20 protein-coding genes and 1 tRNA gene are annotated in these 22,100 nt (G+C 64.4%); 4 read left to right on the forward strand and 17 right to left on the reverse strand.

Annotated elements, in window-relative coordinates; all coding sequences use genetic code 11:
- Positions 1-61: 61 nt before the first annotated feature.
- Positions 62-775 carry a class I SAM-dependent methyltransferase gene (locus BBJ41_RS04690; RefSeq protein WP_069745520.1) on the reverse strand — a complete coding sequence of 238 codons (714 nt, stop codon included), beginning with the start codon at positions 773-775 and terminating at the stop codon, positions 62-64.
- 333 nt (positions 776-1,108) lie between these two features.
- Between BBJ41_RS04690 and BBJ41_RS04695 the strand changes: the two genes are divergently transcribed.
- Entirely contained in the window at positions 1,109-1,987 is an 879-nt protein-coding gene (locus tag BBJ41_RS04695; RefSeq protein ID WP_069745521.1) for a tyrosine-protein phosphatase, read from the forward strand.
- Positions 1,988-2,335: 348 nt separating this feature from the next.
- Entirely contained in the window at positions 2,336-4,546 is a 2,211-nt protein-coding gene (locus BBJ41_RS04700; protein WP_069747587.1) for a hypothetical protein, read from the forward strand.
- Between the two features lie 81 nt (positions 4,547-4,627).
- Here the strand turns inward: BBJ41_RS04700 and BBJ41_RS04705 are convergent, their stop codons facing one another.
- The 14 genes from BBJ41_RS04705 to BBJ41_RS04770 form a co-directional block, all read right to left on the reverse strand.
- The gene (locus BBJ41_RS04705) at positions 4,628-5,041 is read right to left on the reverse strand and encodes a MerR family transcriptional regulator (RefSeq protein ID WP_069745522.1); all 414 of its coding nucleotides are present in this window, start codon (positions 5,039-5,041) and stop codon (positions 4,628-4,630) included.
- A gap of 61 nt (positions 5,042-5,102) precedes the next feature.
- On the reverse strand, positions 5,103-5,489 hold the full coding sequence (locus BBJ41_RS04710; protein WP_006486093.1) for an integration host factor subunit alpha: 387 nt from the start codon (positions 5,487-5,489) through the stop codon (positions 5,103-5,105).
- A gap of 72 nt (positions 5,490-5,561) precedes the next feature.
- Positions 5,562-7,991 (reverse strand): phenylalanine--tRNA ligase subunit beta, encoded by a 2,430-nt coding sequence (gene pheT / locus BBJ41_RS04715; RefSeq protein ID WP_069745523.1) that lies wholly within the window; start codon positions 7,989-7,991, stop codon positions 5,562-5,564.
- A gap of 96 nt (positions 7,992-8,087) precedes the next feature.
- Complete coding sequence (gene pheS / locus BBJ41_RS04720; RefSeq protein WP_059234715.1) at positions 8,088-9,101, reverse strand: phenylalanine--tRNA ligase subunit alpha; 1,014 nt, start codon at positions 9,099-9,101, stop codon at positions 8,088-8,090.
- 149 nt (positions 9,102-9,250) lie between these two features.
- A complete protein-coding gene (gene rplT, locus BBJ41_RS04725) occupies positions 9,251-9,610 on the reverse strand; it encodes a 50S ribosomal protein L20 (RefSeq protein WP_004192938.1) in 360 nt (119 codons plus the stop codon).
- Positions 9,611-9,640: 30 nt separating this feature from the next.
- Positions 9,641-9,838 (reverse strand): 50S ribosomal protein L35, encoded by a 198-nt coding sequence (gene rpmI / locus BBJ41_RS04730; protein ID WP_004191477.1) that lies wholly within the window; start codon positions 9,836-9,838, stop codon positions 9,641-9,643.
- Between the two features lie 190 nt (positions 9,839-10,028).
- Positions 10,029-10,553, reverse strand: coding sequence for a translation initiation factor IF-3 (gene infC, locus BBJ41_RS04735; protein ID WP_080599380.1), 525 nt, complete (start codon positions 10,551-10,553; stop codon positions 10,029-10,031).
- 49 nt (positions 10,554-10,602) lie between these two features.
- A complete protein-coding gene (thrS, locus tag BBJ41_RS04740) occupies positions 10,603-12,510 on the reverse strand; it encodes a threonine--tRNA ligase (RefSeq protein ID WP_069745524.1) in 1,908 nt (635 codons plus the stop codon).
- 271 nt (positions 12,511-12,781) lie between these two features.
- Positions 12,782-12,858, reverse strand: a tRNA-Val gene (locus BBJ41_RS04745).
- Positions 12,859-12,943: 85 nt separating this feature from the next.
- Positions 12,944-15,178, reverse strand: coding sequence for a RelA/SpoT family protein (locus BBJ41_RS04750; protein ID WP_069745525.1), 2,235 nt, complete (start codon positions 15,176-15,178; stop codon positions 12,944-12,946).
- 39 nt (positions 15,179-15,217) lie between these two features.
- Positions 15,218-15,571 (reverse strand): RidA family protein, encoded by a 354-nt coding sequence (locus BBJ41_RS04755; RefSeq protein ID WP_014897238.1) that lies wholly within the window; start codon positions 15,569-15,571, stop codon positions 15,218-15,220.
- An 80-nt stretch (positions 15,572-15,651) separates the two neighbouring features.
- Complete coding sequence (locus BBJ41_RS04760; protein ID WP_069745526.1) at positions 15,652-16,548, reverse strand: alpha/beta fold hydrolase; 897 nt, start codon at positions 16,546-16,548, stop codon at positions 15,652-15,654.
- A 198-nt stretch (positions 16,549-16,746) separates the two neighbouring features.
- Positions 16,747-17,388 carry a CoA transferase subunit B gene (locus tag BBJ41_RS04765; protein ID WP_069745527.1) on the reverse strand — a complete coding sequence of 214 codons (642 nt, stop codon included), beginning with the start codon at positions 17,386-17,388 and terminating at the stop codon, positions 16,747-16,749.
- Between the two features lies 1 nt (position 17,389).
- Entirely contained in the window at positions 17,390-18,094 is a 705-nt protein-coding gene (locus tag BBJ41_RS04770) for a CoA transferase subunit A (protein WP_069745528.1), read from the reverse strand.
- 224 nt (positions 18,095-18,318) lie between these two features.
- Between BBJ41_RS04770 and BBJ41_RS04775 the strand changes: the two genes are divergently transcribed.
- Positions 18,319-18,864, forward strand: a complete 546-nt coding sequence (locus BBJ41_RS04775; protein WP_069745529.1) for a LuxR C-terminal-related transcriptional regulator — start codon at positions 18,319-18,321, stop codon at positions 18,862-18,864.
- Between the two features lie 117 nt (positions 18,865-18,981).
- On the opposite strand, the gene BBJ41_RS04780 is transcribed toward BBJ41_RS04775, so the two are convergent.
- Together BBJ41_RS04780 and BBJ41_RS04785 are read right to left on the reverse strand one after the other, a co-directional pair.
- The gene (locus tag BBJ41_RS04780) at positions 18,982-19,422 is read right to left on the reverse strand and encodes an acyl-CoA thioesterase (protein WP_069745530.1); all 441 of its coding nucleotides are present in this window, start codon (positions 19,420-19,422) and stop codon (positions 18,982-18,984) included.
- A 32-nt stretch (positions 19,423-19,454) separates the two neighbouring features.
- Entirely contained in the window at positions 19,455-20,237 is a 783-nt protein-coding gene (locus BBJ41_RS04785) for an SDR family oxidoreductase (RefSeq protein ID WP_069745531.1), read from the reverse strand.
- A gap of 176 nt (positions 20,238-20,413) precedes the next feature.
- On the opposite strand from BBJ41_RS04785, the gene BBJ41_RS04790 reads away from it, so the two are divergent.
- Positions 20,414-22,087, forward strand: coding sequence for an electron transfer flavoprotein-ubiquinone oxidoreductase (locus BBJ41_RS04790; protein WP_069745532.1), 1,674 nt, complete (start codon positions 20,414-20,416; stop codon positions 22,085-22,087).
- The last annotated feature ends 13 nt before the right edge of the window (positions 22,088-22,100 follow it).

Below are 22,100 nucleotides of genomic sequence, written 5' to 3' on the forward strand. Positions count from 1 at the left end.
CGCGTGTCGACGCACATGCCGGCACGGCCTGCGGGCCGACCGCACGGCATCCGCATCGTGCTCACCGATTGCGTGCCACGCAGATGACCGTCAGGCCGGCGACGCGGTTGAACCGGAACATCGGCAGCTCGGCACGACAGATCATCTTGAGCGCGCCGTTGACGAGTGGATGGTGCCGACGCAATTGCGACGCCGGCTCGCGCGGATGCCGGCGCGCCCGCTCGCCCAGCCGCAACGCCGCCGCGAGCGGAAACGTGAAGCCGAAGTAATAGGCGCCGCGCTCGACGTCGAGCCCCGCACGACGCACCACCTCCTCGAGGCCGGCGAGCGTATAGCGGCGCTTGTGCTCGAGAAAATCGTCGTGGCCGCTCCAGAGGAACTGGAACGCGGGAACCGTGATCAGGAACCGGCTGCCCGGCGGCGCTCCCGCGACGTACTGGGCCAGCAGCCCGACATCGTCGTCGACATGCTCGAGCACATCCATCAGCAAAACGAGATCGGCATCGAATCGTTCGACGGACCGCCGAAAATGAATGGGCTTGCCGGCGGTCTCCCCGTCGGTATCGTCGGCGTAGCTCGTATCGACACACCACGCCTCGGTTGCCCGCGTGCGCTCCAGCAAATGCTTCGAGAAAAAGCCCGAGCCCGCGCCGACATCGAGTATCCGGTTCGCGTCCGACGCGCCCAGGAACCGACGGATCGCGCTCGCCTTCGACGCGTAGTACCAGTGATCGCCCGCACCCGCACCCAATACGTCGACTTCCTTCAGATCCATGGCGATTCCCCGTGATGGCCAACGTGTTTTGATCGATACAGCCATTGATGCCGATCTTACTCGCCGCCACTGTCGATCGCACCCGTCAACGATGCATGGTTTTCACGGGCAACCCGCATTCATCCCTAGTCGAAAAGGACGATGGCCGCTACGCCGCGGATCGCTACCGTGCGGTTACCCGGCGCGAATTCGACGCGCACGGCGAACCGTCCGACTGCACGCCGATCGATCCGGCCCGCCCCGGCTTTGCCGCGTCGCGCGCAAGACAGGAAGCGGCTTCGGTCACCACCGCGGTCGCGACTTCTTGTAACAGTCTCCGACAAAGGGCATTGAATGCATCAGAAAAACGAAATTTCCCGTCGACATTTTCTCCGGCTGGGCGCCGGCACAATCGGCGTGGCACTGGGGAGCGCATCGTTTCTGTCGGCATGCGGAGGTGATTCGATTTCGGTCGCGCCGGTCACGACGCCACGGCTGAGTTCGGCATCGAACTTTCGCGACACGGCCGGCCCCGACGGCACCGGCTATGTGACGACGAGCGGCGCGACGATGAAGAAAGGCGTGATCTATCGGTCAAACGCGCTCGCGTTGTCTGCCGCCGACGTCGCCACGGTCGGCACGCTGGGCATCCGGCAGGTCTACGATCTGCGCACGCCCGCCGAGATCAAGACGCAACCGGATGTGCCGCTGGCCGGCGCCACCTGGCAAAACCTCAACGTGCTCGGGGCCGCCAGTATCGAGCCGATTCCGACCACCGGCGCCACCGCGACCGCATTCATGCTGAGCATGTACCGCACGTTCGTGACGTCCGACACCGCGCACGCAAGCTATCACGCGCTATTCACCAGCTTCGCCGATTCGGGCGACACCCTGGTCTTTCACTGCACCGCGGGGAAGGATCGCACCGGCTGGGCGACCGCCATTCTGCACACGATCCTCGGCATCTCCCAGCAAACGATCCTCGCCGACTACCTGCTGACCAACGTCTACAGCGCATCGGCAATCGCGGCCTCTGTCGCCCAGGCTCAAAAGGCCGGGGGGCAAGATGCCGCAGACATGATGACCGCGCTGCAGGGTGCGCACACCGACTATCTGCAGGCTGCATTCGACCAGGCCACGGCGTCGTACGGTTCGATGACGTCGTACATCGCCAACGGCCTGCAACTCGACCAGGCCACGCTGAACGCGATCCGGCAGCACATGCTGGTCTGACCGGCGCCACCGGCAGTCGCGACGGGGCCGGATCGTACGCCGGCTTCGATCGCTTCGGCCGCCGCATCGCAACCCCGGCGCGAAACCCGCGCCGGCCAAGGCTGACGGCGGGTTTCCCCGGCCGCTGTAAAAGACGCCGACCGAGCGTCCGCACAAACCAAACGACCGTTTGAACCTGCCGTCCGGCCACCGCGAATCCATTGTCCCGCAGCCCGCCAGCCCACCCCGCCCGCCCGCCCGTTGTTTGGTGACGCCGCTCTAGCGCGCTATGACACACTGCACGGCATCGACGCTCGCGCCGTGCGTTGGCGCGCCGCCGTCGATCATGACAAGACATGGAGACAGACGATGCGGAATACGGTCCGGCGCGGCCATCGCTCGCCTTTGGCAATTCTCGGCTGGTTTTCCGGCCCGCGACGCGCGGCCGCCCCGGTCTCGCACAAGACATCCCGCGTATTCGGTTGCGGCGCGCTTGCGCTCGCGTTGCTCTGCGCCGGTTGCGCGGAATCGGTCGCGCAACGCGACGGCAACACGCCGGTCGCGTCGACGAAGCTCGAACGCACAAAGGCCGAACGCCTCGCCCGCGAACAGCAGATCGCGCGCACCGTGCCGTCGCTCGCGTCGATCAGCCTCACGCAACCGCGCCCGTTCACGCTGCGCGACTCGGGCCAGAACGGCGCGATGACGTTCCTGCGCGACGTCGATTTCCGGATCGTCAACAACCTCGGCTTCTTCATCCATCAGCTGTCGGCGACGCTCGTGCCGACGCAGCCGGGCGCACCGATCGTGTTCGACGATCCGACGAGCTTCCAGATCGACGTGCACGAAGGCACGGTCACGCTCGACAACGCGAAGCTGACCGCCCTCTTCAACACCTACATCTTCGGTTACCGCGACGCACCGCTGCGCAAGCTGGCCGTGTCGGCCGGCGACGGCGTGATTCACCTGCAGGGCGAGATGCAGCGCGACGGCTGGGTGCCGTTCTCGCTGACCGGCACGCTCGCGATCCGCGACGGCAACCAGCTCGTGTTCCATCCGACCGGCGTGCGCGTATCGGGCATCAACGCGCAGCCGGTAATGCGCGCGGCCAACGTGAAGATGGCCGACCTGCTGAAAGTGCAAACCCCGATCGCCCGGCTCGCCGGCGACGATCTCGTGATGTCGGTCGACAAGCTGATGCCGCCGCCGCGCCTGAAGCTCACGATCACCGCGCTGCGCGTGACGCCGGCCGGCCTCGACCTCGCGCTCGACGACGGCACGCATGCGGGCTTCGCGATGCCCGCGAACGCCCCGCAGCAGGCGATGTACATTCGCGGCGGCGACGTGAAGTTCATGCGCTCGATGCCGATGAACGCGGACATCCTGATCGGCCCGGTCGATCCGACGAAGCGCGACCAGAATTTCGTGTTCGACCTGTATCACTATCGCGACCAGGTGTCGGCCGGCTATTTCAATTTCGACGAAAGCGGTGCGATGGCCATCCGGATGCCTTCGTACACGGGCCCGGCCAGCGGTGCGCTGCTCGGCAACGCGGCCGCGCGCCTGAACGACAGCTTCCTGTCGGCGCAGCAGAATGCGCTGCGCGACGTGCGCCAGCACTGGGAGGCCTATGCGCTCGCAGCGGACGCCGTGCGGCCGGGCATGCAGAAGGTCGCGATGCGGCGCTCGTCGACCACGCCGTTCAACGAACGGCACGTGTCGAACCGCAACCCGACGATCCATCTGCGCAACGTCGACTTCAACCTGTCCGGCGACATCGGCTTCCACGTCGAGGATCTCGACGTGGAACTCGTGTCGAAGCGGCCCGTCGAGCCCGTCGATCTCGACGATCCGAACCAGTACGACATCCGCATTCTCGGCGGCACGGTCGTGGAGTCGTGGAAGTCGATGTCCGCGCTCTTCAACAACTACCTGCTCGATTACTCGCCGCGTTCGCTGAACGACCTGCAACTGAGCGCGGACGGCCAGGACCTGCGCGTGCAGGGCGGCATCAAGCTGTGGAATCACGTGCCGGGCGTCTGGCTGCCGACCGACATGAAGGGCTCGCTCACGGTGCTCGACGACCGGCACCTCGCGTTCAAGCCGGCCCAGGTGTCGGTGCTCGGCATTCCGCAGGCGAAGCTGCTGCGCTCGCTCGGCATCGAGCTCGCTTCGTTGACGCCGCTGCAGCGGCGCGGCGCGGAACTGCGCGGCGACACGCTCGTGCTCGACCAGTACACCGTGTTCCCGCCGCCGGTGCTGAACGGCAAGCTCGGGCAGGCGACCGTCGAGCGCGACGGGCTGCGCCTGACGTTCCGACGCGCGGCGGGTGCGCCGGCCCCGAAGCGGCCGCAGATCGATGCGCCGAGCTACATGTGGATGGAAGGCGGCGACATGAAGATGTTCAACGTGCTCGAACTGAACGTGCGTGCGCTGATCCGGAATTCGGCCGAAACCGGCCCGATGCGTTTCGACCTGTACGGTTACCGCAGCCAGGTGGCCCAGGGCTCGGTGCGGATGCTGCCGGACGGCACGCTGGTCGTCGACATGGGACAGAAGAATCCGCTTGCGTCGCGCTGACACGCGTGTGCGACGCGCATGAAAAAAGCCCGGTGGCGCTTCGCCAACCGGGCTTTTCAATGGATGATTCGCGCTTCGAGCTCAGTCGTGCTTCAGTCCGTCGAGCACGTCGAGCAGCGCCTGCCGCAACGCAACGACATCGACGGTTGCGCCAGGCTTGCCGGCCGCGCGCGCGTCGGCGGCCTGCACCTCGTGTTCGTCGGGCGCCGCCGCGGCGCGCGCGCCGCCCGGCGAATCGAGCCGGTTGCGCGCACCGTTGATCGTGAACCCCTGCTCGTACAGCAACTCGCGAATCCGCCGGATCAGCAGCACCTCGTGATGCTGGTAATACCGACGATTGCCGCGCCGCTTCACCGGTCGCAGCTGAGTGAATTCCTGTTCCCAATAACGCAGCACATGCGGCTTGACCCCGCACAGTTCGCTGACTTCACCGATCGTGAAGTAGCGCTTCGCGGGAATCGGAGGCAAGACGACTTTCTCAACCGTAGTGGTCATCGTCGGTTAACCGTCGGTAAAGGGTGCGCGGCGGCCGCGCGGAGACGTCAGCGCGCGGAGCTTACTCCGCGCCGTTTTCGACCAGCGCCTTCAGCTTCTGACTCGCGTGGAAGGTTACCACCCGACGGGCCGCGATCGGAATCGCCTCGCCCGTCTTCGGATTGCGGCCGGGACGCTGAGGCTTGTCGCGCAACTGGAAGTTGCCGAACCCCGACAGCTTGACGCTTTCGCCGTTTTCGAGCGCGTCGCGGATCACTTCGAAAAACGCCTCGACCATGTCCTTCGCTTCACGCTTGTTCAGCCCGACGCTGTCGAACAGCAGCTCCGCCAGCTCCGCCTTCGTCAGCGTGGGCGTCTCGGTGGACGCCGGCGCCGAAGCGTCGCGGTTCATGGCGCTGCGTTGCGCCGTCAGGAGGGCTTCGAATTCACTCGAGGTCATGTCGTTCATATCTGCCATACAGCGCGTTAAATCAAAACTTACGATGGGAAAAAGCCGCCCGCGAACGGGCGGACCCTCTCCTTAGCCGCGCAGGCGCGCTCCAGTACGAGCCATCCGCTCGACAAGCGTCTGGATCGCCTGATCGACGACCTCGTCCTGTAGCGTGCCAGCCGCGTCCTGCAGCGTCACGCGGAAGGCAAGGCTCTTCTCGTGTGCGGCAAGACCACCGGAAGTATTTGATTTTGCACGAAATTCGTCGAAGAGTACAACCTTCTGAACGAATCGGCAGGCCTCTTCGGCGAGCGCCTTCTTCATTTCGTCGAAAAGTGCCTGAACCTCGACCGCCTGATCGACGACAACGGCGATATCGCGGCGGACCGGCGGGAATTTCGACACGTCGGTCGGCGCCGGCAGCGCGCGTGCGATCAGCGCATCCGCATCGATTTCGAACATCACCGGCGCGTGCGGCAGCTCGTACTTCTGCATCAGGCGCGGGTGCAGTTCGCCGATCCAGCCAACCGCGCGGCCATCGACCTCGATACGCGCGCTGCGGCCCGGATGGAGGGCCGGATGCTCCGCCTTCACGAAGCGCGCGGCCGCGGGGGCGAGCAGCGCCTCGAGATCGCCCTTCACGTCGAAGAAATCGACCGCACGGGTCGCCACGCCCCACTGCTCGTCGAGCGCCGGACCGTAGGCGAGCGCGCCGACACGCTTCGGCTGCGCATGACCTTCGACCGCCAGCTCGCCGGCCTTCACCGACGGATCGGCGAGGAACACGCGGCCCGACTCGAACACGCGCACGCGATCGGCGCGGCGGTTCAGGTTGTGGCGCAGCACGGCGATCAGGCTGCCGAACAGCGTCGTGCGCATCACCGACAGCTGGCTCGCGATCGGATTCAGCAACCGGATCGGGTTGTCGTTGCCGGCGAAATCGTGCTCCCACTCCACATCGACGAAGCTGAAGTTGACGGTTTCCGCGTAGTCGCGCGCGGCAAGCGCGTGACGGATGTCGTGGATCGAGCGCCGCGTCTCGTTGGTCGCGCGCATTTCGCTCGTCGCGACCGGCGGACGCGCCGGGATCTTCTCGAAACCGTAAATGCGCGCCACTTCCTCGATCAGGTCTTCCTCGATCTCGATGTCGAAGCGGTGCGACGGCGGCGTGACGAGGAACGCATCCTCTTCGCGCTCGAACGGCAGGGCGAGGCGCGTGAAGATGCTCGCGATCTCGTCGGCGCCGATCTTCACGCCGATGATGCGGTTCGCGCGCGACACGCGCATCTTCACCGGCGCGCGCTGCGGCAGGTTCACGGACTGGTCGTCGACCGGGCCGGCCTTGCCACCGCAGATCTCGAGGATCAGCTGTGTGATGCGCTCGACGTGCTCGACGGTCGTCGCGTAATCGACGCCGCGCTCGAAACGATGCGCCGCATCGGTCGAGAAGTTGTACTTGCGCGCGCGGCCGCGGATGCTGTCCGGCCACCAGAACGCGGCTTCCAGATAGATGTTGGTCGTGTCGAGCGTGACGGCCGTGCTGTCGCCGCCCATGATGCCGGCCAGGCTCTCAACCTGCTGGTCGTCCGAAATCACGCCGACCGTTTCATCGAGTTCGACCGTGTTGCCGTTGAGCAGCTTCAGCGATTCGCCGCGCTTGCCCCAACGCACCTCGATACCGCCGTGGATCTTGTCGAGATCGAACACGTGCGACGGGCGGCCGAGCTCGAACATCACGTAGTTCGAGATGTCGACGAGCGCCGACACGCTGCGCTGGCCCGAACGCTCGAGGCGCTCGACCATCCATTGCGGCGTCTTTGCATGCGCGTTCACGCCGCGGATCACGCGACCCGAGAAGCGGCCGCACAGATCGGGCGCGGCAATGCGCACCGGCAGCGTCTCGTCGAGTTCGACGCGCACCGGGCGGATATCGACCGGCGTCAGCGGTGCGCCGGTGATCGCGGCCGTCTCGCGCGCGATACCGAACACCGACAGGCAGTCGGCCTTGTTCGGCGTCAGCTTGATTTCGAAGATCGTGTCGTCGAGATTGAGCGTCTCGCGGATGTCCTGACCGACCGGCGTGTCTTCCGGCAGGACCAGCAAACCGCTGTGATCTTCGGACAGCTTCAGCTCGCGCGCCGAGCACAGCATCCCCTGGCTCTCCACGCCGCGCAGCTTCGACAGCTTGATCGCGAACGGCTTGCCGCCCTCTTCCGCCGGCGGCAGTTCCGCGCCGACCAGCGCGACCGGCACCTTGATGCCGGGCGCCACGTTCGGTGCGCCGCAGACGATATTCAGCGTCGCGCCGGTGCCGGCGTCGACCTGGCAGACATTGAGCTTGTCCGCATCCGGATGCTTGACGACTTCGAGCACGCGGCCGACGACGATCTTCGACGTCGGCGGCGCAGCCTTGCTCAGCGATTCGACTTCGAGCCCCGCCATCGTCAGCGCGTGCGACAGTTCGTCGGTCGTCAGCTGCGGGTCGACAAAGGTTCTCAACCAGGATTCAGGGAATTGCATGGATGTCTACGTTCGAAACAGGTTAGATCGACGCCCGGGCCCCGTCGGATCGTCCGTCGGGGCGTGCGCGGGCACATGTCGGCGCGGCGAGCGGCGTTATGCGAACTGGCGCAGGAAACGCAGGTCGTTCTCGAAGAACAGCCGGAGATCCTGGACACCGTAGCGCAGCATCGTCAGGCGCTCGAGGCCGCTGCCGAACGCGAAGCCGATGTAGCGCTCGGGATCGAGGCCCATGTTGCGAATCACGGTCGGATGCACTTGCCCCGAGCCGGAGATCTCGAGCCATTTGCCGGCATTCTTGCCTTGCTCGAACATCATGTCGATCTCGGCCGACGGTTCCGTGAACGGGAAATACGACGGACGGAAGCGCACGAGGATGTCGTCGCGCTCGAAGAATTTCTTCAGGAAATCGGTGTAGACGCCCTTCAGATCGGCAAAGCTGATGTTTTCGTCGATCCACAGCCCCTCGACCTGATTGAACATCGGCGAGTGGGTCGCATCGCTGTCGACGCGATACGTGCGGCCCGGCGCGATCACCTTGATCGGCGGACGGTTCATGCGCGCGTAACGCACCTGCATCGGGCTCGTATGCGTGCGCAGCAGCAGCTGGCGGCCGTCGGCATCCTTGCCTTCGACGTAGAAGGTGTCCTGCATCGAACGCGCCGGATGGTTCTCCGGGCTGTTCAGCGACGTGAAGTTGTACCAGTCGGTCTCGATTTCGGGGCCGTCAGCCACATCGAAACCGATCGAGCCGAAAATCTGCTCGACCCGCTCCCAGGTGCGCATCACGGGGTGCAGGCTGCCTGCACCGGCGCCGCGACCCGGCAGCGTCACGTCGATCGCTTCGGCAGTGAGGCGCTGATTCAGCAGCGCGTCGGCCAGTGCCTGGCGACGGGCGGTCAGCGCGGCCTCAACCTGCTGCTTCACGACGTTGATGCGTGCGCCTTCGGTCTTGCGTGTTTCGGGATCGAGCTTGCCGAGGCCCTTCAGCAACTCGGTCAGCGCACCCGACTTGCCGAGAAATCGTGCTTTCTCGTTTTCGAGCGTGGTGATGTCGGCAGCCTGTTCGAAGGACTGCTGCGCGTCGGCGACAATCTGGTCCAGATCCATAGATCCCATCATTTCCAACGTCATTCGGTCTTGGCGAGCGAAATCGCTCCACCAAACAAAAAAGGGGCTCGGAAGAGCCCCGTTTTCGTTGCAGCGGCCGAGACTACCGGGACATCGCTGCAACTAACCACGCAGTGCTAATTTCGCAATTAGGCTGCAACGGCGGCTTTCACCTGCTTGACGATCGCAGCAAAAGCAGCCTTGTCGAACACCGCCATGTCAGCCAGCACCTTACGGTCGAGTTCGATCGACGCCTTCTTCAGGCCGTTGATGAACACGCTGTAGGTCATGTCGTGCTGACGAACCGCCGCGTTGATACGCGTGATCCACAGTGCGCGGAACACACGCTTCTTGTTGCGACGATCGCGATAAGCGTACTGACCAGCGCGCATCACCGCCTGCTTGGCGATGCGGTAGACGTTATTGCGGCGACCGCGATAACCCTTGGCCAGGTTGATGATCTTCTTGTGACGGGCCCGTGCGGTTACCCCACGTTTGACTCGAGGCATGTTTCTCTCCTTTGAGTATCGATTGAGGGGTTACGCGAACGGCAGCATCGCGCGGACGGAGTTCAGATCGGAATCATGAACTGCCGTTGCGCCGCGCAGGTGACGCTTGTTCTTCGTGGTTTTCTTGGTCAGGATGTGGCGCTTGAAGGCTTGACCGCGCTTGACGGTACCGCCCGGACGCACCACGAAGCGCTTTGCAGCGCTCTTCTTGGTCTTCATCTTAGGCATGACGAACAACTCCAGTTTATTAGATGGCGATGGGTGTGCGGTTGGCTTGCGCCCTTGACCCGCCCTTCGAAACCCAGTCCACTTGTGTACGGCGAACCGCTTGCGCAGCCGCCGTCATTGTTGGCACGCCGCCCTGACCGGGCAACGCGCCGAACCACTGTCGAACCTGCGCGACCAGCGCGCGGGCCCGTTACTTCTTTTTCTTCGGCGAGAGCACCATGATCATCTGGCGCCCTTCCATCTTCGGCATCTGCTCGACCTGACCGACTTCCTCGAGATCCGTGCGCAGACGCTCAAGCATCCGCATGCCGATCTCCTGGTGAGCCATTTCACGGCCGCGGAAACGCAACGTGATCTTCGTCTTGTCGCCCTCTTCGAGGAAGCGCACGAGGTTGCGAAGCTTGACGTTGTAATCCCCGTCATCGGTACCCGGGCGGAACTTGACTTCCTTGACCTGGATGACCTTCTGCTTCAGCTTGGCTTCGTGCTGCTTCTTGGACTCCTGATACTTGAACTTGCCGTAGTCCATCAGGCGGCACACCGGGGGAACCGCCTGCGGGGCGATTTCCACCAGGTCTACATCCAGTTCTTCCGATTTACGGAAAGCATCAGCGAGTTTTACGATACCGAGCGGTTCGTTCTCGAGCCCGACCAGACGCACTTCCGGCGCAGTGATTTCACCGTTGATGCGATGCGACGACTTATCAGTAGCGATGTTACGTTTCCTCTAAAAATTAAAAAAACGAGCCGCGCTGCCAGGGCGGTTACTTGAACGAGCGCAGGTCTTCCTGCAGACGCTCAACGAAGGCTTCGACCGGCATAACGCCAAGATCGACGCCGCCACGGGCACGCACGGCTACCGTTTGCGCATCACGCTCCTTATCGCCCACGACGAGGAGATAAGGCACCTTTTCCAGCGTGTGCTCGCGTATTTTATAGCTAATCTTCTCGTTGCGCAAATCGGCCGACACTCTAACCCCTTGTTTTTGCAACGATTGGGCCAGAGACTGCGCATATTCGGCCTGACTTTCGGCGATATTCAGCACAATTGCCTGGAACGGTGCGAGCCAAACCGGCATCGCACCAGCATGGTGCTCGATCAGAATACCGAGGAATCGCTCCATCGAACCGACGATCGCACGGTGCAGCATCACGGGCCGGCGGCGGCTGTTGTCTTCCGCCACGTACTCGGCGCCGAGGCGCTCCGGCAGCATCATGTCGAGCTGCAGCGTGCCGCACTGCCACGAACGGCCGAGCGCATCCTTGATGTGGTACTCGATCTTCGGACCGTAGAACGCACCCTCGCCCGGCAGCTCCTCCCACTGGAGGCCGCACGCCGTCAGCGCTTCACGCAGCCCCTGCTCGGCACGATCCCACGTTTCGTCGGAACCCATGCGCTGCTCCGGACGCAGCGACAGCTTGATGTCGATGTGGTCGAAGCCGAAATCCTTGTACACGCTCATCGCGAGCTTGTTGAACGCGATCGACTCGGCAATGATCTGGTCTTCCGTACAGAAGATGTGCGCATCGTCCTGCACGAAGCCACGCACGCGCATCAGGCCGTGCAGCGCACCCGATGCTTCATTGCGGTGGCACGAGCCGAATTCCGCATAACGCAGCGGCAGGTCGCGGTACGAGCGCAGGCCGTGCTTGAACACCTGGACGTGCCCCGGGCAGTTCATCGGCTTGATCGCGTAATCACGCTTCTCCGACTCCGTCGTGAACATGTTCTCGCGGTAGTTCTGCCAATGGCCCGACGCCTCCCACAGCGAGCGGTCCATGATCATCGGCGTCTTGATCTCTTGATAGCCGGCCTCGTTCACGCGGCGGCGCATGTACTGCTCGACCTGCTGCCACAGCGCCCAGCCCTTCGGATGCCAGAACACCATGCCCGGCGACTCTTCCTGCATGTGGAACAGGTCGAGCTGCTTGCCGAGCTTGCGGTGGTCGCGCTTTTCCGCTTCCTCCAGCATGTGCAGGTACTGATCCTGGTCTTCCTTCTTCGTCCAGGCCGTACCGTAGATGCGCTGCAGCTGTTCGTTCTTCGAGTCGCCGCGCCAGTACGCGCCCGCGACCTTCATCAGCTTGAAGACCTTCAGCTTGCCCGTCGACGGCACGTGCGGGCCGCGACACAGATCCGTGAAACCGCCGTGCGAATAGAGCTTGATCTCGTCGCTTTGCGGAATCGACTCGATGATCTCGGCCTTGTACTTCTCGCCGATGCTGCGGAAGTAGCCTGCAGCCTCATCACGCGACACGACACGGCGCGTCACGGGCTCGTCTTTCTTCACGAGCTCCTGCATGCGCTTTTCGATCTTCTCCAGATCTTCCGGCGTAAACGGGCGGTTATACGAGAAGTCGTAATAGAAACCGTTGTCGATCACCGGGCCGATCGTCACCTGCGCGTCCGGATACAGCTCCTTCACGGCGTACGCAAGCAAGTGCGCAGTCGAGTGACGGATGATGTCGAGGCCGTCGGCGTCCTTGTCCGTGACGATGGCGAGCGACGCGTCGCGGTCGATCACCGTGGACGTATCGACGAGCTCGCCGTCGAGCTTGCCACCAAGCGCAGCCTTCGCAAGGCCGGGACCGATCGAGGCTGCAACCTCGGCAACTGTCACCGGATGCTCGTATTGTCGAACTGAGCCGTCAGGCAAGCGTATCGAAACCATAGCAATCTCCGTGATGCCGACAGTGGGCGGCAGACCAAGCACGCGATATAAAAGTCACGCGCGAAAATTTCGCGACAAAAAAAATGCGGCCCCGCTTTCGAGGGGCCGCATTCGATACTTCACTCAAACAGAAAGGGCGAAAACGTTCCTCGACTAGCGTCGCTCCGAAAAGGTTTCGGTCAACGTTCGCGGTGCCATAACCGTATTCGCCTTGTTTGCGTTGAGTTATTTACTGCATCGAACACCCGGGGACCAGGCATTCTCAATTCGTTGGTAGGCTCGATTGGACTCGAACCAACGACCCCCACCATGTCAAGGTGGTGCTCTAACCAGCTGAGCTACGAGCCTAAAGAAGCTGAAATTATATGGAGCTGTTACTCGTTTGGCAAGCGTTTTTATGCGGTCGCAGCAAAATAACGGCGTTCCAACCCCATCACGCTTTCCGGCCGGCCCGCACGACGCCCTGTACCTCGCCGAGCAGCGTACAGGCGCGCTGCACCTGTGCCGAATTCGACACCTCGACCGTGAACTGCATGAATGCCGCGTTGCGGCGGCTCTGCGTCTTCACGCCCACCACGTTCAGCTTTTCGCGTGCGAACACTTCGGAGATGTCGCGCAGCAGCCCTTGCCGGTCGCTTGCCTCGATCATCAGGTCGACCGGATAGACGGACACGCCGCGCCCGCCCAGCACGTCGGCCGACCAGGTCGTCTGCAGCACGCGTTCCGGCGCACGCTCGACCATCCGGCGGAACGTCGGGCAATCGCTGCGGTGAATCGACATGCCCTTGCCGCGCGTAACGAAGCCGCTGATCGGATCGGGCGGCGCCGGACGGCAGCAGCGCGCGAGCTGCGTCAGCAGCGCATCGACCCCCACCACCAGCACGCCGGTCGACGCGCCGTGCGCGACGCTCGCGCCGCTGCTGCGCTTCTCGAAATCGGCAGGCGCTTCCGGCGCCGGCTCGGGCGGCGGCGCATCGGACAGCGCGTGCTCGACGTTGCGCAGGCTGAATTCTTCCTTGCCGACAACCGAGAACAATTCCTCGGGCGACTTGAAGCCGAGCTTCGCGGCGAGGTTGTCGAGATTGACCGACGTCTTGCCTTCGCGCTGCAGCGTCTTTTCGACGAGCGCCCGGCCATACGCGACGTTTTCTTCCTGTTCGATCGAGTTGAACCACGCGCGCACCTTCTGACGCGCGCGCGGGCTCTTCAGGTAACCGAGCTGCACGTTCAGCCAGTCGCGCGACGGCCCGCCCTCCTTCACCGCGACGATCTCGACCGTCTGGCCGTTCGCGAGCGACGTGTTCAACGGCACCATCACGCCGTCGACGCGCGCGCCGCGGCAGCGGTGGCCAAGCTCGCTGTGCAGGTGGTACGCGAAATCGACCGGCGTCGCGCCCTGGGGCAAGGCGATCACGCGCGCCTGCGGCGTCAGCACATAGATGTGATCGTCGTCGAGCGACGTCTCGCGCAATTGCGCCCACGCCTGGTCGCCCGACACCTCGGTGCCGTCCTCGACGTCGTCCTTCCACGCCAGCAACTGGCGCAGCCACGCGATCTTCTCGTCGTACTTGTCGCTCGCCGAGAACTGGCCGCCATAGCCGCGCGCGCCGGCTTCCTTGTAACGCCAGTGCGCGGCAACGCCGTACTCTGCGAAACGGTGCATCTCCTGCGTGCGGATCTGCACTTCGAACGCGCGACCATCGTCGCCGATCACGACCGTATGCAGCGACTTGTAGCCGTTCGGCTTCGGCCGCGAGATGTAGTCGTCGAACTCCTTCGGGACCGGCTGCCACAGGTGATGCACGATGCCGAGCACCGCGTAGCAATCCTTGATGTCGGGCACGATCACGCGGAACGCGCGCACGTCGTACAGCTCGGAGAAGTCGAGCTCCTTGCCGCGCATCTTGCGCCAGATGCTGTAGATATGTTTCGGCCGGCCGCTCACGTCGGCCTGGATGTTCACTTCCGCCAGCTCGTGCTGCAGCCGCTCGATCGCCTGCTTGACATACGCTTCGCGCTCGATGCGCTTCTCGTCGAGCAGCTTCGCGATTCGCTTGTAGGTGACGGGATCCTCGAAGCGGAACGCGAGATCCTCGAGCTCCCACTTCAGTTGCCAGATACCGAGACGGTTCGCGAGCGGCGCGTAGATCTCGAGCGTCTCGCGCGCGACATCGGGCGGCGGGTCGATCTTCGCGGCCGCGTAGTAACGCAGCGATTGCAACCGCGACGCAAGCCGGATCAGCACCACGCGGATGTCCTGCGCGAACGCGAGCAGCATCTTGCGCAGCGCCTCGATCTGCGTGCGCCGCTCTTCCGCCGCGTCGCGCCCCACGTCGGGCACCGCATTCTGCGCGGCGCGCAGGCTGACGGTGCCGAGCCGCAACAGCTTGCGCACGTCGGACACGAGCCGCGCCACCTCTTCGCCGAAACGCTCGGTCAGCTCGCGCTCGGGGTCGCTCAGATGCGGCGTCAGCACGAACAGCGCGGCGGCCTGCATCGCGGACGGATCGACGTTCAGCGTGCGCATGATCGCCGCCGTGCCCGCCGAGTGATCGGCGAGCAGTTCGCCGGACGACAGTCGCACGTCGCCGGCCCGCTCGCGCACGAACGCGAGCACGTCGTCGAACGACGGCGCGGCGACGGTGGAAGCGGAAACGGACTCGGTCATTGCACGGCCTGGCGGAATACGATCATCGCGAAGCGGCGCTCAGCTCCGCTGTGCGGCAACGACGACGATTTCGACGAGCAGCGCCGGATCGGCGAGCTTCGCCTCGACCGTGGCGCGCGGCGGCGTGTTGCCCTGCGCGACCCATGCGTCCCACTCCGCGTTCATGCCTTCGAAGTTCGCCAGATCCGAGATGTAGATCTGCACCGACAGCAGATGCGCCTTGTCGCTGTTCGCTTCGGCGAGCAGGCGGTCGATATGGCCGAGCACCTCGCGCGTCTGGCCCTTGATGTCCTGCGTGGTGTCTTCAGCGATCTGGCCGGCCAGATACACGGTACCGTTGTGGATCGCGGTTTCGGAGAGACGGGCCCCGACGTGGTGACGAATGACTGCCATGGAATGTTCCGGTCGTGAGTAGGTGGAAAATCGGGCGGCGGCACAGCCGGCGTGCCGCCGAACCGCATATTATGACGCGTTTATGCGTCGCCTTCGACGAAAAACCGCCGTGCGAGCGCAATCTGGTCAGCGCAGATGAACGCCGGCGCGTGGCCCGTCCCCGGAATCTCGGCCTGCGTCACGTGCTTGCCGCGACGCATCATGTCGGCGACCGTCTCGCGCGACAGCAGGTCGGACATCTCGCCGCGCACGACGAGCAGCGACGCGTCCGTCGTCTCGACGGCCCGCCACAGCGCGGCTTCGCCGAGCGCGGCCAGCTCGGGCGTCGTCGCCTTGAACGGCTCGGCGATGCGCGGATCGTAGCGCATCGTCCAGCTGCCTTCGGGCAGCGCGCGCAGCAGCGGCCCGTTGATCTCGCGCCACTCGTCGCCGGTCAGCGCGCCGAACGGCAGCGACAGCGACGTCAGGTAGTCGATGCCCTCCTGCTCGGTCGCAAAATGCGGCTGCACGCCGAGATATTCGCCGATACGCGTCAGCGAATCGGGTTCGATGCGCGGGCCGACGTCGTTGACGATCATCCGGCGCAGCGGCGAACCGGGCAGCCCCGCGAGCGCCATGCCGATCAGGCCGCCCATCGACGTGCCGAACCAGTCGACCGATTCGACGTCGAGCCGCGCGATCAGCGTCACCATGTCGGCCACGTATTGCGGAATCGCGTAAAGCCTCGGATCGGCCAGCCAGTCCGACCGGCCGCGCCCGACGACATCGGGACACACGACGCGATACGTATCGGACAACGCGGCGGCGAGCCGGTCGAAATCGCGGCCGGAACGGGTCAGGCCATGCACGCAGACGAGCACGCGCGGGTTGGCGGGATCGCCCCACTCGGTATAGGCGACATGGTGAAGGCCGGCCGCGCTCGCACACTGCACGCGCCGCTGGCGAGGAACCTCGGGATTCACTGGGGTCGTTGGCATCGTTGGCATCCTGTCGAACGGGGGCGACGCGCGGGGCAACGCTTGCGACGCCCGATGCAAACGATTGTAAACCGCTTCCGCGGAGCGGGTCGGCTCATCGGGCACCGACTATGCGGCCTGCCCCCACGCAATGACAAACGCCCCGCATGCCGTCGTCCGGCATGCGGGGCGTCGAAGCCGCGCCAGCGCGCGGCAAACTTATGCGACCGCGCTGACGTCGAGCGGTGCGCCCGTCTTCGACTGGATCTCGTCGGCGCTCACGCCGTCGGCGAGTTCGAGAACCTTCAGGCCGGCCGGCGTCACTTCGATCACGCCGAGGTCGGTGATGATCAGGTCGACCACGCCGACGCCCGTCAACGGCAGGTTGCATTCCTCGAGGATCTTGTGCTGATCGCCCTTCGCGACATGCTCCATCAGCACGACGACGCGCTTCACGCCGGCGACGAGGTCCATCGCGCCGCCCATCCCCTTGATCATCTTGCCGGGGATCATCCAGTTCGCGAGGTCGCCCTGCTTGCTGACCTGCATCGCGCCGAGGATCGCGAGGTTGATGTGGCCGCCGCGGATCATCGCGAACGAATCGGCCGACGAGAAGATCGACGAGCCCGGCAGCGTCGTGACGGTCTGCTTGCCGGCGTTGATGAGATCGGCGTCGACTTCGTCCTCGGTCGGCGACGGGCCGATGCCGAGCAGGCCGTTCTCCGACTGCAGCCACACCTCGACGCCTTCCGGCACGTGGTTCGCGACGAGCGTCGGCAGGCCGATACCGAGGTTCACGTAGAAGCCGTCCTGCAGTTCCTTCGCCGCGCGCGCGGCCATCTGGTCACGATTCCAGGCCATGTCAGTCTCCTTTCGCGCGTACGACGCGTTGTTCGATGCGTTTTTCGGGCGTCGCGTTCAGCACGATGCGCTGCACGAAAATCCCAGGCGTATGGACGTGGTCCGGATCGAACGTGCCGTTCTCGACGATCTCCTCGACCTCCACCACGGTGATCTTGCCGGCCATCGCGCACATCGGGTTGAAGTTGCGCGCGGTACGGCGATAGATCAGGTTGCCGGACTTGTCGGCCTTCCAGGCCTTCACGAGCGCGACGTCGGCCGTCAGCGACGGCTCGAGCACGTAGTGGCGATCGCCGAACTGGCGCGTTTCCTTGCCTTCCGCGATCACGGTGCCGTAACCGGTGTTCGTGAAGAATGCGGGGATGCCCGCGCCGCCCGCGCGCAGCTTTTCGGCGAGCGTGCCCTGCGGCGTGAATTCGAGCTCGAGTTCGCCGGCCAGGTACTGGCGTTCGAACTCCTTGTTCTCGCCGACGTACGACGAGATCATCTTCTTGATCTGGCGCGTTTCCAGCAGCAGGCCGAGGCCGAAACCGTCGACGCCCGCGTTGTTGCTGATGCAGGTGATGCCCTTGACGGCCGAGTCGCGCAACGCCGCGATCAGTGCCTCCGGAATCCCGCACAGGCCGAAGCCGCCCACCGCGAAGGTCTGCCCGTCGCGGACGATCCCTTCCAGCGCGGCAGCCGCGCTTGGATAGACTTTGTTCATCTGTTGTCCCTTCCTCTATGGAAACCAGCAAAAACCGGTTCACGCGCCCACGTGGCCCGCAAGCCCGCCGCATCATTCTATGCATGCGCGGCGATGCCTGCGTCGAGGCGCGCTGTTTTTATGTCGCGACAAACCGCCGCGAGATGCCTGAAAGGGTACGATGCGGTGCCGATACGGCACAATACGCAAAAATACATAAGCGTTTGCCTCCGCTTGCCTGCGCCATGCCCCCTCTCGACTACCAGACTGCCTTCCACCTCGCGCCGCTCGGCCTCGTGATGTCGCGCGACCGCGTGATCGAGGATTGCAACGACGCGCTCGCGTCGATCTTCCGCTGCGCGCGAGCGGACCTGATCGGGAAATCGTACGAGGTGCTCTACCCGTCGACGGACGAATTCCAGCGAATCGGCGAGCGCATTTCGCGCGTGATGGCCGCGAACGGCATCTACTCCGATGACAGAATCATGAAGCGGGCGGATGGCGATCTGTTCTGGTGCCACGTGACGGGCCGCGCGCTCGACCGAACGGCGCCGCTCGCAGCCGGCGTCTGGACCTTCGAGGATTTGAGCGCGACGCGCCGCGTCGCGGTCGAACTGACCCCGCGCGAGCGCGAGATCGCCGCGCAGCTCGCGACCGGCAAGACCAGCAAGCAGATCGGGCGCGTGCTCGACATCAGCTCGCGCACGGTCGACATCTACCGCTCGCGGCTGATGCGCAAATACGGGACGAACAACACGCCTGAGTTGCTGCAGCGCCTGCTCGGCCACTGAGTGCCGGCTCCCGAATGACAATCGGCCGCGCGTGGCGGCCGATTCGGGAAACAACGGGACACAACGGGGCACGGCGAATCACCGGCGCCACGGCGCCGGCCTCGCCTATCAGCACACTCAGCCGATCTTCGCCGCGAGCGCGCGCTCGATCGTGTCACGCAGCAGTTGCGGCAGCGGCGCCGACTTGCCGAGCGCGTAGTCGACCCACACGCAACGCGCGTTGCCGCGCGCATAGACGTGCAGCGGATCGTCCGCGCGCGTGAGTTCGAAACCGGTGTCGAAGCTGCTTCGGCCCGGCTTCGCGGCCGACATCTTCGCGATCACGTCGCCCGGATAGTGCAGTTGCTTGAGGAACTCCATCGACGCCGTGACGATGACGGGCCCCTGCCCCTCGCCGTTACCGCCGGCAATGCCGAGCTCCTCGAACCACGAAATCCGCGCCTGCTCCATATAGCGGAAATAGACCGTGTTGTTCACGTGGCCGAACGCGTCCATGTCGCCCCAGCGGATCGGCATCGACATCTCAAATACGGGTGAGTAATCGCTTGTTGCGCTCATTGCAGTCTTCTTTGTTGCTGAATGTCATCCGCTCAGGCGAGGCCGAAACCGTCGTCAGCGGAGATGATCGAACCGTTGATGAACTGCGACTCGTCGGCCGCGAGCAGCAACAACAGCCCGTCGAGATCCTGCGGCTTGCCGACGCGCCGACGCGGCAGCATCGACTGCAGCTTCTGGCCCTGCTCGGTTTCCCACAGGTAGTTATTGATTTCGGTATCGATATAGCCCGGACAGATCGCGTTGACGTTGATCCCGTGGCGGCCCCATTCGAGCGCCATCGCGCGCGTCATCTGCACGACCGCGGCTTTGCTCATCGCGTACAGCCCGATCTGCGGAAACACGCGCAGGCCGGCCACCGACGCGATGTTGATGATCCGGCACGGCGGCTTGCCGTTACCGCTGCCGTTCGCGCGCATGATCATCCGCTTCGCGACTTCCTGCGCGACGAAAAATGCGCCGCGCGTGTTGGTATCGAACACGAACTCGAAATCGGCCGGCGTCACGTCGACGAGCTTCTGCATCGTCGAGACGCCCGAATTGTTCACGAGGATGTCGATCGTGCCGGCTTCCGTCTCCGCATGCGCGACCGCCGCCTTGATGCTCTGGACATCGGTGACGTCGAGCGACACGACGTGCGCGGCGCCGCCTGCCGCCTCGATCTCCGCACGCAGCTCCTTCAGGCGCTCGACGCGGCGGCTTGCGAGCACGACCTTCGCGCCGGCCTGCGACAACACCTGCGCAAAGCGCTGCCCGAGACCGCTCGACGCGCCCGTGACCAGCGCAACCTTGCCTTCCAGATTGATCGACCGACCCATTGCACACCCCTTTCGATGTCATTTCGCCGCCCCGGACAGCTCAGCCCGTGCGGCATAACCCTAGCATAAAAATAGAACGATCGTGCTAATCTAGCCGCCTGCTGTTGCGGCAAGCGTTTCGTTTCGCAGACAATACGCTCCCGAATAAAAGCATTCTAACGGTTAGAGGAACGCCAATGACCCCCGCAAGCCTCATCGAGCAATACGGCCCGCGCGAATCGATGGAATACGACGTCGTGATCGTCGGCGGCGGCCCCGCCGGGCTGTCGGCGGCGATCCGGCTCAAGCAGCTGGCCGCCGAGAAAGGCACCGAGATCGGCGTGTGCGTGCTCGAGAAGGGTTCCGAGATCGGCGCGCATATCCTGTCGGGCGCGGTGATGGACCCGCGTGCGATCAACGAACTGTTCCCCGACTGGAAGGAACGCGGCGCGCCGCTCGACGTCGAGGTGACGGAAGACCGCTTCCTGTTCCTGTCCGAAAAGAGCGCGGTCACGACGCCGAACTGGGCGCTGCCTGCCAACTTCCAGAACCACGGCAACTACGTCATTTCGCTGGGCAACGTGACGCGCTGGCTTGGGACACAGGCCGAAGCGCTGGGCGTCGAGATCTTCCCGGGCTTCCCGGCCGCCGAGATTCTCTACAACGACGACGGCTCGGTAAAAGGCGTCGCGACCGGCAACATGGGCGTGGGCAAGGACGGCGAGCCGACCGAGAGCTTCCAGCTCGGCATGGAGCTGCACGCGAAGTACACGCTGTTCGCCGAAGGCTGCCGCGGCCACCTGGGCCGTCAACTGATCTCGAAGTTCAAGCTCGACGCGAACGCCGACCCGCAAGCGTACGGGATCGGCATCAAGGAACTGTGGGAAATCGATCCGGCCAAGCACAAGCCGGGCCTCGTGATCCACACGGCCGGCTGGCCGCTGAAGTCCGATACCTACGGCGGCTCGTTCCTGTATCACATGGACAACAACCAGGTCGTCGTCGGTTTCGTGGTGGGCCTCGGCTACACGAACCCGTACCTGTCGCCGTTCGAGGAATTCCAGCGCTACAAGACGCATCCGTCGATCCGCGCATTCCTCGAAGGCGGCAAGCGCGTGTCGTACGGCGCGCGTGCGATCACCGCGGGCGGGCTGCTGTCGCTGCCGAAGACGGTGTTTCCGGGCGGCGCGCTGATCGGCGACGACGCGGGCTTCCTGAACGCATCGCGAATCAAGGGCAGCCACGCGGCGATCAAGACCGGCATGCTGGCGGCGGACGCCGCGTTCGACGCGGTGCAGGCCGGCCGCCAGTCGGACGAGCTCAACGCATACCCGGACGCTTTCAAGCAATCGTGGCTGTACACGGAGCTGTACCGCGCGCGCAACTTCAAGCAGTGGATGGCGAAGGGCCTGTATCTCGGCACGCTGATGGTCGGGCTCGAGCAGAAGGTGATGGGCGGCAACGTGCCGTGGACGCTGCGCCACAAACATGCGGACCACGAGATGCTGAAGCCGGCGTCGCAGTGCGAGCCGATCGAGTATCCGAAGCCGGACGGCAAGCTGACGTTCGACCGGCTGTCGTCGGTGTTCATCTCGAACACGAACCATGAAGAGAACCAACCGGCGCATTTGACACTGAAAGATGCGAACGTGCCGGTGAACGTGAACCTGCACACGTACGCGGGGCCGGAGGGCCGCTTCTGCCCGGCGGCGGTGTACGAATTCGTGAAGAACGACGACGGCAGCGACCGGCTGGTGATCAACGCGCAGAACTGCGTGCACTGCAAGACCTGCGATATCAAGGACCCGACGCAGAACATCGTGTGGGTCACGCCGGAAGGCGGCGGCGGGCCGAATTACCCGAACATGTAACCCGCTGGAGCGC

Origin of the sequence: Burkholderia stabilis (assembly GCF_001742165.1) — a bacterium.
Lineage (GTDB): Bacteria > Pseudomonadota > Gammaproteobacteria > Burkholderiales > Burkholderiaceae > Burkholderia > Burkholderia stabilis.